Raw genomic sequence first — 12,089 nt, 5'->3', positions numbered from 1 at the left:
CATTATGCTCTAAGTATGACTCACCCTGCACCCTCTCTATTGCTAGAGAGGGATTAGTTGTAAAAGTTCTTTTAACAATTTTATGAAAAAGTACAGCCATCAAACAAGCTGTCATGCTGACGTCAGGAAGCATCTCCGTATTAATGCGTAGACCTCTCAAAACATTTTCCATTTGACATCATAAATTTTCTATAAACTACTACCTTATACCTTTCAGACTTTATAAACTTTCTACTTTCAACTTCTTACTTGGGTCTTGCAAAGCTCTTCTTTACATAATCAAAAAAGCTCCCAAATAAAATCAGGAGCTTTTTTAAAAAAATGAAAATAACTTTTTAATCCAATATACATCGAACACTTTGTCCTCTTGCTCGAGGAGCATTATTCATAAAGCTAAATGAAGATAAGTAGTTTAAAAATCTTACGTTTGCTCCACTAGATGTTGGAGTAGAAGAATAATAATAAGCTTGTGTCCCTTCATTTGTTACTGTTCCATCCGGCATTCTGTATCCCGGCATTGTAAACTTTAAATTACTGTCAAAAGCATCCTGAGCTGTATTGCTCCATGTAAGTCTTTCATCATTTAATTCGTCTTCAGTTGGAACCCGCCATCCATCAGGACAAGGATCATTAATGCCACCATCTCCTTGCCATAAACTATTGTTTTGTGTTGCTCTCCAGTCATTAGGGGCAGCACTTGTTGTAATAAATTCGTTATGGCCGGGGACATCTCCCGGGCTTAAAATAGAAGTTGTGTTACTATTTCTGTCTTGATGACCGTCATCACCTCGTCCCCATTGAAATAAGTCACCGTAAGCTGCTGCATCATCAATAGCCGTAGCAACTTGGGAAGCACCTAAGTTTCTATCCATCCAGCAGGTATTATTTTCCCCGGTAACAGTTCCATAAGTTACCTGACTACCTCTGTAAGTGAAGACCACATTATCTCCACATAAAAAAGCTACCGGTGTTTCAAAGCTGATTGTGACCTGGTCTGTAGTACTTCCACATACAGTGCTAATTGTCCATTCAAGTGTGTAGCTTTCGCCTGCAACACCTTCAAAGAAGGAGTTTTCTGACGCAACATCAACTATATTACCACCACTTCCGGATAAAATAGTCCAGCTGCCAGTTTCACCACTAACCGGAGCTAATGCATCTAGGGTTGTTGATGTCCCGGTTAGTTCAAGCTGATCCACTCCGGCATCTGCCTGTCCGGGTTGTGGTGTACATGCGGTATTTGTTCCACAAACTTCTAACCACTGACCACTATTGTCTGCATAATTTAAACATTCTGTATCTGTATTATAAATCTGAAGACCTGCTGCCGGATTTACTATTGCATCTCTTTGAGCAGTAGAAAGTCTTGGTGGCAAAAAGCCTCTGTCATCTGATTTTACATCTAACATAGAACTCGGATCCGGTGAAGAACCATCCGAATTAATGGATACTTGTGCGATAGTTTGAAGACTTATCATTAAAAATAAAAGTAACCATATCGGTTTTTTTGTTATAAACATATGTTGATTTTTTAGTGAAAAAATTAATCCAATATACACCGTATACTTCTGCCATGCCCTCTCGGGTCATTAAACATATAGGCGTCATTATTCGTTACAAACAAGCCGTAACTGTTTATTCCATCAGCAGTGGAGGTCCAGTAGCTCCCTCTTGTATCTACTAAATTAAGGTTTCCCTGAAAGTGACTTCTACCTCCGGCAGCTGTCCACTTCAAGTCACTGTTAAAAGCACCGGTATAATTTAGCTGACTCCAACTTAGTCTTTCAGCATTTAATTCACCCTCTGTAGGGACTCTCCATCCTGCCGGGCATGGGTCATTAATTCCGCCATCTCCCTGCCATAAACCATTGTTTTGAGGATTTCTCCAATCATTTGTGGTACTCATAGTAGATATAAAATCTCCATGTCCCGGGACATCGGTACTACTTTCAACAGTAGTTACCGGGCTGGTTCTAATCTGATGGCCATCCGCTAACCTCCCCCATTGAAATAAATCACCGTAGGCCTGAGAATCATTGAAACTTACAGCTACTCTTGATGCACCCAGATTTCTATCCATCCAGCAAGTGCCATTTTCACCCTCAACTGATCCATAGCTGACAGATTGATTATTGTAGGTGAATGTAACCGTATCTCCACAAGTAAAATCCGGACTTGTAGGTGGAACCCCTCCGCATATACTTATCCAACTTGCAGAATCAAAAAATTCTATACATTTTGTATCTGTATTGTAAATAACTAAACCTTCTGCCGGAGCATTTATATTATCTCTTTGGACTGTTGTTAATCGGGGAGGTAAAAACCCTTTATCTGATGATTGTACTTCCAATAATGCTGATGGGTCCGGAGTTGTAGTACCAATACCCACATTGTCCTGAGCATAGATTAAAACCGGAGAGAAAAATATTAATAAGAATAAAATACTTCCTTTACTTTTATTAAAAAAATCTAAGTTGGCTCGTAAAAAAATAATTTTTGTTGACATCATCATTTGGGTTTTATATGCAATTTACATTTTAACCACCCCAAAAAGCAAATAAAGCTTTCATATCAAAGAAAAAACTTTGTTTCTATAATTACTTAGTAAGAGCGGGTATAACAAAAAAAGAGCCTGATCGCATTGCTTTCAGGCTCTTTTTTTATAAAATGGGAAAAAGAAAAAAATCAATCATTGACCCGTAAAACTGCGTTTGTTTCAATATCAAGTGATGCACCCGGATCTAACCATATAGACCGGCATACACCTGTATTGTTATTATAGATAATGGGTTGATTGACAGGTTGTGCAGGAATCAAAACATCCGTTACCGGAGTTGGTACACTGCCACATCCCCAGTTGCCGTCAATATGCCAGTCTCTGTTAATCGTACCTGTCCATATTCCCTGAGTGATTGGTATTACATCCACATGCAAAGGAACAGGTGCAGTGTTTCCACAAGCATTTTGTGCCATTACCTGAACATTTCCGGAGTTGCTGCCAAATGTGATATCTACCTCAGTTCCACTGCCACTTATAATTGCCCCTCCGGGTGCTTCCCAAACATAAGTTGTGGCTCCCGGCACAGCTTGTATAGTGTACATATGTGTAGTTCCTTCACAAACTAATGGCTCTCCGTCAGGAACTACCGGTAAAGGCAATGTGTCTCCTTCCAGTATTTCTATCTGAAATGATTTTACCCAACAACCGGTCAGATTCTGAATAAAAACGGAATAGAATCCCGCTTCAGTAGCCTGATAGCTGCTACTATTAGCCCCTGCAATAGGCTGATTATTCAATAACCATTGATAACCATCAGCCGCATCAGTTTCCAGTAAAACCGGATCCGATGAGCAAATAACCGAATCAACAGCTACCAAAGGAGGAGTTAAACCATCCAAAGGTGACCAAAAACAGGAAGTTGTCATATCATATCCATCTCCGATTCCCCCTTTAAAGATATCTGCCTGAGCAACCGGTTCAGCCATATCAGTTCCGGTAAATCCGGCAGGACATCCCTGAGCAAATTCAGAGGTTAAACGATAGTAATAGGTTACATTACTGCTTAAGCCTTCGTGGACAAAACTAATATCTGTTATAGGAGGGAATGCCGTAAATCCGGTAAACGGATCAGTGCTGAATTCCAATATGTAATGTGTAGCACCCGGTAAAAAGTCCCAGTAAATATAGTTTTGATTTAATCCTGCAGCTACTGTAAATCCGGTTGGTGCATATAAAACAGTATCCCCGTTTAATGATGACGGACAAGAAGTAAACATATCATGACCATCCCCGATTCCACCTTTCATATAAGCTTGTTCAACCGGCATGTTCCCGTTTATGGCACTAAGTCCTCCCGGACATGTACCACCAAAACTTGCCTCTACCCTGTAAAAATAGTCCAGTGAAGGATCCAGATTGTCATGCACATAGCTTATATCATTTGTGGAAGTCAACAGATTGAAAGGACCTGAAGAGCTATTACTCCAATATATGATAAATTCTGAAACACCGGAATAAGGATCCCAAAACAACACATTTGAATGGTGTGAAGCGGCAACTTCAAAGCCTTCCGGTGGAGCGACAGCAGAATTACCATCTAAATCAATATTACATGAAGAAGACATGTCATGACCATCTCCGATTCCGCCTTTAAAAATATCAGCCTGTACAACCGGCGCACCACTTTCCGGAGGTGAGAATCCTGCAGGACAATCACCTCCAAAATCTGCCGATACCTGATAATAGTAGGTGACACCCGGAGTTAATCCGGTATGTATATACATTATATTATCTGTTGAGTCCAACAAGGTATATCCTAAAAGCGGATCAGTAGTAAATTGCAAATAATACTGCAGGGCTCCGGGCAGGAAGTCCCAGTAAATGACATTCTGGTCATAGCCTCCCGCAACTGTCAGTCCGCTTGGAACAGGTGCCTGTGAATTACCATCCAAATCAATAGCGCATGATGTATCATTATCGTATCCATCTCCTACTCCACCGGCATACATCACATCTTCTCTGGGCTCTGCCGAAATCGTATCGGAGTATCCAAAAGGACAAACTCCACTTCCCTCAGCAGTAATTCTGTAATAATAGGTTGTCCCCTGAGAGATTCCCTCATGGTTAAAACTTATATTATTGGTAGAACCGACAACACTAAAGTTTATTTGATCAGTGCTGTACTCAACTATATAATTTGTCGCATCGGGAGTCGGATTCCAAAAAAGTACATTTTCTCCATGAGAAGCGGCAACTTCTAAGCCAACCGGTGCAGGGAGATCCGGGTCACCATTGAGAAAACCTAAACAAATATGGTCTTTATCATAACCATCGCCTTCACCGCCATCATAGAAATCAGCATCTACCGTTGATATCCGAAGTACAGAGGTATAATCGGCAGGGCAATTCCCTTTTAAAATGGCTGTCAAACGATAGTAGTAATTTTGATTCCCAACCAGATTTTCATGTTGAAAACCGGCACTGTATAATTGAGCCAGAGGCGTAAAAGGACCTGCAGCAGCATTGGCTACTTCCAATATATACTCCTGTACTATAGGGTCTGTATCCCAGTATACAGAAATTGCCAAAGGCATGGACGCTCCGGTTAGACCGGTGGGAATATAGGTTAATGGTGAACCATCCAAATCAGTTAAGCAAATGTGAGTTTCATCGTAACCATCCCCTTCGCCTCCGCTAAAAAGCTGAAAGTCTAAAGGACTGATTTCAATTTCATCCATAAGTGCTGTATATTCCTGATTGACAAATAAAGCCCTAACCCGGTAGTAATAAGTTTGGTTGGGGTCTAAATTTGTGTGAGTGTGTGTAACAGTCTGACCGAGTATGATAGTGTCAGAATCGGCCGTACTTTGTCCGGGACTGGTGCTCCAGTAGATATGATATCCGGTTGCATTGGGGGTATAATAATGATTCCAGTGCAAGACAATCTCATCATAAGAGCGGGCAGCCTCAAAGCCTGTTACCTCAGGATAGGTTGCTTGACTATATGCTGCCTGATAACAACAACATAAGCAAAGAACCGTAACAATAATATTTTTATATAGCCATTTCATAAGAAACGCTTTAAAGGATATTGCATGACTGAATTAGTTTGCGGTGCGGCCTGCACGAAAACCAATATAGTTAAACCTACTACTATATAAAGTGCTTGTGCTAGAACATCCAGAGGAGTATATTATACCACGACTTCTGTCCGAAACCCTCATTAAATTGTTATTAGAGTTGAATGCACCACCTTTTAAGGTTATAAATTGATTAGCTCTTGTATTAGGTGAGATAATTGCATCACAGGCTGAATTAAAACAACCAGTTTGCATCCAGCCATTAACATCCGCTCTGCCATCGTTAAGTTCACCATCTCCATGATTTCCTGTAAATGTACACGAGGGAGAGTTATTTGTACTTGACCAATAACTTGCAGCGATAACTATCTCTTCTAAATTACCACTTAATTCCATAACACCGTAATATGAGCCGCCGGTAAGAGTACGCTGATCGGAAGTTGGATTTTTAGCGGCAAATATGCCGTTTCTAACCGGACCGTTAATTGTAGATGTACTATGGGCGTTGGCAGTCATAGGACTTGCTATATTCTCATCCACTTGCCCGTCATTTACTAAGCTGCTGATACCCATCACAGTAGTATTCCCCCAGGCAAATTCGCCATTGGTTGGAAATACCGGTACGGGATTATTCGGATCTGTATTATCAGTACCCCTTGCCATTTTTTCAAATTCAAATTCTGTGATTGGTCTTAATCCTGACCAGTCAGCATAGGCTAAGGCATCTGCCGTACTTAGATAATTGCAAGCTCTGTCTCCGCTTCTTCCATTAGTTAATATAGCATCGCTATTTGCCTGTCCATCCCAGTAAAAGTTATTTCTAAATGTTTCAGCAGTTGGAGAATTATTCACTCCTAAATTTCTGTATCCACGAATAGTTTGATTATTAGGTAGTGTATTAAAAAAGTCTAAATACTGTTTTTGAGTAACCTCATATTTCATAACCCAAAATGCCTGAAAACCTTTTGGGAAGGTAGCTAATAGGGTATGAGCTGAGGTGAAATTTGGGTTATATACTAAATCATCACCTGTATAAGTGCTTGCCGCAAATGTTATAGCATCTTCACTGGTAATGCGGTAAGGAAGATTATTTCCGGTATTGTTTATACTGAAAGCCCTAGTTGAAGGAGAAGTTGTAATGTTTCCATCACCGACAAAAAACGGACCTTCCGGTATATAGACCATTTCTATTGCAAAAACTTTTATTTGCAAATTATCTGTATCTAAAACACCGTCTGTTTCGTAGTTCCATCTCAATAAGACATCATTTAGGTTAATATCTCCTATGCCATCCCCTGAGCGATGTACGAAAACTCCCTTACCATCAGGTGAAGGGTCAATAGTCATAGCCGTTCCATTGTCGTTTAAAACGTCATGATCCGGTGCATCGGTAGAAAGAGTGGCATGTTTCCATTCTTCTCCCTGAATCTGGTATTTTACAAATAACCAGGCACCATCCCAGTTTGCCGGTCCTGCCGAAACTCTCCAGGAATTATCCCAGGTTAGGTCAAATCGTACATGTGTATAAGATGGTGTAGCTGCCGTATTTTGGTTATACAAAACAGCATCATCTACCTGTATGTTATTGGCGGTAGCCTTAGGCAGATATAAGCAAGAAAATAAAAAAAGTAAAATGTAAAGCCTTTTCATAATAATAAATATTTAGTAAAAAATTAGTTTAATCATACCAAATATACATTGTATTTTACTTAAAAACAGGCTAAAAAAGTGCAGTTTCTTACATTGTATTTAGACTTAAAAGGAATGTGTAAACTGGTGATAGATAGTGTAAAATGCAGATATTCAGTAGTTTATGAAAATTTAAACTTATTAAGAGAATGTTAATAAAAACGTTGTTTTTTATATTAAAAACTCAAGGATATGCTTACTGCATCATATTTAAAAGCTTATTACTTAAACTTCAATAATTTTAAGACTATTAACAACTTTTTTTTTCAGAAAAAAAAACGCCTATTCTTACATTGAATTCGGTGCTTAGAAGTTTAATATTCAATATTATAAAGGTTGATAAATTTAAGGATAACTATAATAATCAAACGAATAAGCCAAAAGTCATTATCCTCATCTATCCATTTTTATCCTTACATAGAAGTTTAATAAGGTAATCTTAATTTAAAGAAATAAAATTGGCTTTTACCGCAAAGCTCAATTATCTTTAGCTTTTAATTTTTCAATTAAGATTCGTTGAGTTATGGATATTTTGTTATCAATTGTGAAGTCATTAAGCCCGGAAGAGGTTACTTTATTGGGTAAGAAGTTTTCAAAGTTTCCGGTGAAAGATAAGCTGGTTAACACTATTATAAAGAAGCAATCCTGTGATTTAGAGCAGTTAATATATCTGATGGATTATGAAGAAAACAGGCAGGCTTTCTATACTTTGAAGCATCGTGTAGTAGAGGATATTATAGATTTAAAACTTCAAATCAAAAAGAATAAAGTCGTAGATGTAAGGGAAAAAATTGAAAAATTACGTTTGTTACTATATTCTCAAAACCCGGATTTGTTCATTAAATTTCTCGATAAGGTAAGAAAACAGGCAGAAGACCTTGAATTGGTTAAAGGAATGAGGGAAATCTATTTTTGCTATTGGTTAACCGGTTATTGTGAATTTAAGAAAAGGAATGAGTTTGAACAAAAAATAGATGTTTATGAGAAGAAGGAGGTCTTTCAATACCGGCTTGAGCGTTTATTTTATCTGACAGTTTTTGAGAGTCCGGACTTATTTTATTATTCCCCACAGTGGAAGATAGATAGTGTAACTTCTATCATAAAAGAAATGGGAGAGTTGCATAACCGGATTAATACTAAAGTTTCCGAGTTTTTATATTTAAGTGCTAAAGTTTCTTTTGAGATTAATTGTGTAAATGGTAAAGGAACAGTAACTGATTCATTGGAGGAAGATGTTAATAATTTACTTTCTATTTACATACACCATTCTATCCCTTATTTTTATCCAGATTGTAAATTTGCGATTCAGACTTTAATGAATAAGTTTTATTATCTGAAAGGGAATAAAGAAGCTTTTAAAAATAGTTTATTACAATTGAAAAATGATGTCAAATCTATAAAAGGGTATATGACCTATGAAAATGTTTATTTCTACTTTTTGTTTATTTACAGCTATCATCTCAAATCTAATAAGCAATATACTGAAATAGCACCTTTTTTAGAAAAGCATTTAGATGAAGAATTACTATCCAAATGCAGTAATCGGTATAAATATTATTTTAATTATTTAAAAGCGGTTGCTTCTTTTTATAGAAAAGATTTTTCAGATGCACATGCTTATTTATTGAATGCAAGAAATTATCGAACATATATAGATAAAAGTGGTAATTGGATTTGCATGGAAAACTCGGCTCTTACAGTTTTAATTCAACTCATCAACGATGCAAAGGCTCAGTTTGATTACGAAGTGTCTCTTTACAGACGATTAATGAAAAGAATCGATTATCAGGAGGAAGACTGGAAAAATTATTTAAAATTTACACAGTACCTGCATAAAGATAAAAAGGACAAGGCTGAAGAATATAAATTGAAATTTCAATCAAATTCTGCCAAGAATAAAATCATGAATTTGATTGATTTAGACTTTGTGTTGAATAGTGAGCTAAGTCTTTAGGAAACAAATAGCCGGAAATTTTATTTCTTAATTTAAGTTAAAGAATTTACTTTGCCAGCTTTGGTGTGCCGGAACCTTCCAGTTGTTTTTTAGATTTGCATAATCTAAGACTAAATTATTGAAAACAATGGTGTTTTTATTGACCTTGTTTTCTGCTGCCAAAGCTTCAAACTCATTTTTGCTGCAAACTTTAATCTCATTATTATCTTCATAAGCTATAGCAAAGCGATCAAAAAAATTAATATTCAACTCTTCTCCGATAGAACGTATAAAGTTAACGGAACTATCAATAGAACAACCGCTGGCTGCTTCAAAAGATTCATCAACTATCAGCACTATGAATAAGTCATGAAGGATTTCGCCACTACAATCCAGTTTTTTACCATGGGCAGCCCAATCATTTAAAAAACGATTTAGTTTACCGGAAATACTGATTTTTTCGTATTCGTTTAGTTTTCTGTCAGCTTGATAAACCCATACCCGCGCATTATCCGGAAAAACTTTTTTTGCTTCTGAAAATATTTGCATAAGACGTTTTTAATTATAAATTCTGTGCATCAGCAATTAGTTCCGCCAGGTCATAAACTTTAACACTTTCTTGCTTATCTTTTTCTTTTACTCCATCAGTCATCATTGTCATACAAAACGGACAAGCGGCAGCAATAATATCAGCTTTTGTTTCCAAAGCCTGATTTACTCTTTTTTGATTTACTCTGATTTCTCCTTTTTCTTCTTCTTTAAACATTTGTGCACCACCTGCACCACAGCATAAGCCTTTAGTTTTGCAGCTTTTCATTTCTGTTAATTCAGCATCCAGTGTTTCCAGTACCTCTCTAGGGGCCTCGTATATATTATTAGCTCTTCCAAGGTAGCAGCTATCGTGAAAAGTGATTCTTTTGCCTTTGAAAGCCTGTCCTCCTTCAACTTTAAGTTTCCCTTCATTTATGAGCATTTGTAAAAAAGTAGAGTGATGAACCACATCATAATTTCCTCCCAGTGCCGGATATTCATTTTTTAATGTATTGAAGCAGTGCGGACAAGTGGTAACAATCTTTTGAACTTCATAGGCATTCAATACTTCTATGTTTGTCTTTGCTGTCATTTGGAATAAAAACTCATTTCCTGCTCTTCTGGCCGGGTCCCCGGTGCAGCTTTCTTCAGTTCCTAAAACGGCAAAAGGAATTTTCAGCTTATTTAAAATTTTCACAAAAGCAATAGTAATTTTTTGAGCTCTTTGATCAAAACTTCCTGCGCAACCAACCCAGAAAAGAATTTCAGGCTTCTCACCTTTTGCAAGCAATTCTGCCATTGTAGGTACTGTCATTTTATCTTCAGACATATCTTTATTTTATTTGTTCTCGTCATTTAAGTCATCTTTCCATTTCAGCCTGTCTTGTTGTGAAAACTGCCATGGAGCTGCATTGTTTTCTATATTGGTAAACATGGAATTCCATTCACCCGGAGCTTTAGACTCTTCCATAATCAGATTTCGGCGCAGTTCATAAATAATATCCAACGGGTTTATATTGATTGGACATTCTTCTACACATGCATTACAAGTAGTGCAAGCTCTAAGTTCTTCTTCTGTAATATACTCGTCGCTAACTAAAGATTTCCCATCTTCAAAGTCTGCTCCTTTTTTATCAATATTATTTCCTATTTCTTCCAGCCTGTCCCTGGTATCCATCATTATTTTTCTCGGGGATAATAATTTACCGGTTTGATTAGCCGGACAAGCTGCAGTACATCTCCCACATTCAGTACAGCTGTAGGCATCCAGTAGATTTTTCCAGTTTAAGTCAGTAACATCTTTTGCTCCGAATTTTGAAGGGGGCGGAGCTTCTTCACCACTTTGAGCTGCATCCGGATTCATCATCATTTCGATTTCACGGGTAATCTCAGGCATATTGTAAATTTCTCCCTGAGGTTGTAATCTGGAAAAGTAGGTATTCGGAAATGCCATCATTATGTGAAAATGCTTTGAATAAGGGATATAATTCAGAAAAATTAAAATGCCAACGATATGTCCCCACCACATAGTTCTTTCTAAAAGGATTAAACTACCTTCTCCCATACCTGAAAGCAAAGGCATCAGTAAGCTGCTTAGATAAAAAGTGCCGGTTTCAACGTAAATTGCAGCATTTTCAGGTGTTCCGCCACCGGAAGCATAAATTTTTTGTAAGCTTTGATCAGATGCATTCCAAAACAGAAAACATCCCATTAGCACAATCTCTACATAGAGTATAATATCAGCATCCAGTTTAGGCCAGCGTTTTAAATCACTATGCTGAAACCTTTTGATTCCCAAAAAGTGCCTTCTGATAAGAAAAGCTACACAGGCTATAATTACACCTAAAGCCAAAAACTCAAAAGTGTTGATTATAAAACTATAGAGAGTAGCATTCATCCCCAGGTCACTGAAAAATATACGGTGTTTCCCTAAAATCCCATCTAAGATAATTTCGAGTATTTCTATGTTAATAATGATGAATCCAATGTAGATTAACAGATGGAAAAATGCAGGTATTAGATTTTTGAACATTTTTTTTTGTCCAAAAGCAATTAACAGCATTTTTTTTATTCGTTGGCCTGTATTCCCTGATAGGTCTAAGTCTTTACCGAGTTTTATATTTCGAATAATCTTTTTCATCTTTAATGAAAAAATAGTTATTCCTCCTATTAGCACTATAACGAACACTATCTGTTGAATAATTCCGGTCATATTTTGATATTTTCAAGCTAAAATACGCTTTTACAACGTTTTGTAGAAAAATACGTACACAATTTTCTGTATGAACATCATTATTAGGTAAAAGTTAAAGGTTTTAAATGATGATATTAACAATTTTTTTTACCTTTAGTTTTG

8 protein-coding genes are annotated in these 12,089 nt (G+C 37.1%); 1 reads left to right on the top strand and 7 read right to left on the bottom strand.

What is annotated here, in order from left to right:
• Nucleotides 1–335 precede the first annotated feature (335 nt).
• The 4 genes from EA412_01915 to EA412_01900 all read right to left on the bottom strand — a co-directional run bounded on the left by EA412_01915 (nucleotide 336) and on the right by EA412_01900 (nucleotide 7,230).
• Nucleotides 336–1,520 carry a hypothetical protein gene (locus EA412_01915; GenBank protein ID TVR82249.1) on the bottom strand — a complete coding sequence of 395 codons (1,185 nt, stop codon included), beginning with the start codon at nucleotides 1,518–1,520 and terminating at the stop codon, nucleotides 336–338.
• Between the two features lie 23 nt (nucleotides 1,521–1,543).
• Nucleotides 1,544–2,506, bottom strand: a complete 963-nt coding sequence (locus EA412_01910; GenBank protein TVR82248.1) for a hypothetical protein — start codon at nucleotides 2,504–2,506, stop codon at nucleotides 1,544–1,546.
• A gap of 179 nt (nucleotides 2,507–2,685) precedes the next feature.
• Nucleotides 2,686–5,571, bottom strand: coding sequence for a hypothetical protein (locus EA412_01905; protein TVR82247.1), 2,886 nt, complete (start codon nucleotides 5,569–5,571; stop codon nucleotides 2,686–2,688).
• A 33-nt stretch (nucleotides 5,572–5,604) separates the two neighbouring features.
• On the bottom strand, nucleotides 5,605–7,230 hold the full coding sequence (locus EA412_01900) for a hypothetical protein (GenBank protein TVR82246.1): 1,626 nt from the start codon (nucleotides 7,228–7,230) through the stop codon (nucleotides 5,605–5,607).
• Between the two features lie 562 nt (nucleotides 7,231–7,792).
• Here EA412_01900 and EA412_01895 point away from each other — a divergent pair.
• Entirely contained in the window at nucleotides 7,793–9,223 is a 1,431-nt protein-coding gene (locus EA412_01895) for a hypothetical protein (GenBank protein ID TVR82245.1), read from the top strand.
• Between the two features lie 27 nt (nucleotides 9,224–9,250).
• Here the strand turns inward: EA412_01895 and EA412_01890 are convergent, their stop codons facing one another.
• Genes EA412_01890 through EA412_01880 form a run of 3 tightly spaced genes read right to left on the bottom strand, consistent with a single transcriptional unit; the run spans nucleotide 9,251 to nucleotide 11,945 of the window.
• Nucleotides 9,251–9,751 carry an ABC transporter ATPase gene (locus EA412_01890; protein ID TVR82244.1) on the bottom strand — a complete coding sequence of 167 codons (501 nt, stop codon included), beginning with the start codon at nucleotides 9,749–9,751 and terminating at the stop codon, nucleotides 9,251–9,253.
• A 13-nt stretch (nucleotides 9,752–9,764) separates the two neighbouring features.
• Nucleotides 9,765–10,562: a (Fe-S)-binding protein gene (locus EA412_01885; protein ID TVR82243.1), complete on the bottom strand. Its 798-nt coding sequence runs from the start codon at nucleotides 10,560–10,562 to the stop codon at nucleotides 9,765–9,767.
• 9 nt (nucleotides 10,563–10,571) lie between these two features.
• Entirely contained in the window at nucleotides 10,572–11,945 is a 1,374-nt protein-coding gene (locus EA412_01880) for a (Fe-S)-binding protein (protein TVR82242.1), read from the bottom strand.
• Between the last annotated feature and the right edge of the window lie 144 nt (nucleotides 11,946–12,089).

The organism is Chitinophagaceae bacterium (assembly GCA_007695095.1).
GTDB lineage: Bacteria > Bacteroidota > Bacteroidia > Chitinophagales > REEL01 > REEL01.
This window is presented reverse-complemented; position numbering and strand designations above follow the sequence as displayed.

Excerpts from the sequence above, each read along its gene's own strand:
- EA412_01915 (TVR82249.1), bottom strand. The coding sequence starts at position 1,520 with ATGTTTATAACAAAAAAACCGATATGGTTACTTTTATTTTTAATGATA.
- EA412_01910 (TVR82248.1), bottom strand. The coding sequence starts at position 2,506 with ATGTCAACAAAAATTATTTTTTTACGAGCCAACTTAGATTTTTTTAAT.
- EA412_01905 (TVR82247.1), bottom strand. The coding sequence starts at position 5,571 with ATGAAATGGCTATATAAAAATATTATTGTTACGGTTCTTTGCTTATGT.
- EA412_01900 (TVR82246.1), bottom strand. The coding sequence starts at position 7,230 with ATGAAAAGGCTTTACATTTTACTTTTTTTATTTTCTTGCTTATATCTG.
- EA412_01895 (TVR82245.1), top strand. The coding sequence starts at position 7,793 with ATGGATATTTTGTTATCAATTGTGAAGTCATTAAGCCCGGAAGAGGTT.
- EA412_01890 (TVR82244.1), bottom strand. The coding sequence starts at position 9,751 with ATGCAAATATTTTCAGAAGCAAAAAAAGTTTTTCCGGATAATGCGCGG.
- EA412_01885 (TVR82243.1), bottom strand. The coding sequence starts at position 10,562 with ATGTCTGAAGATAAAATGACAGTACCTACAATGGCAGAATTGCTTGCA.
- EA412_01880 (TVR82242.1), bottom strand. The coding sequence starts at position 11,945 with ATGACCGGAATTATTCAACAGATAGTGTTCGTTATAGTGCTAATAGGA.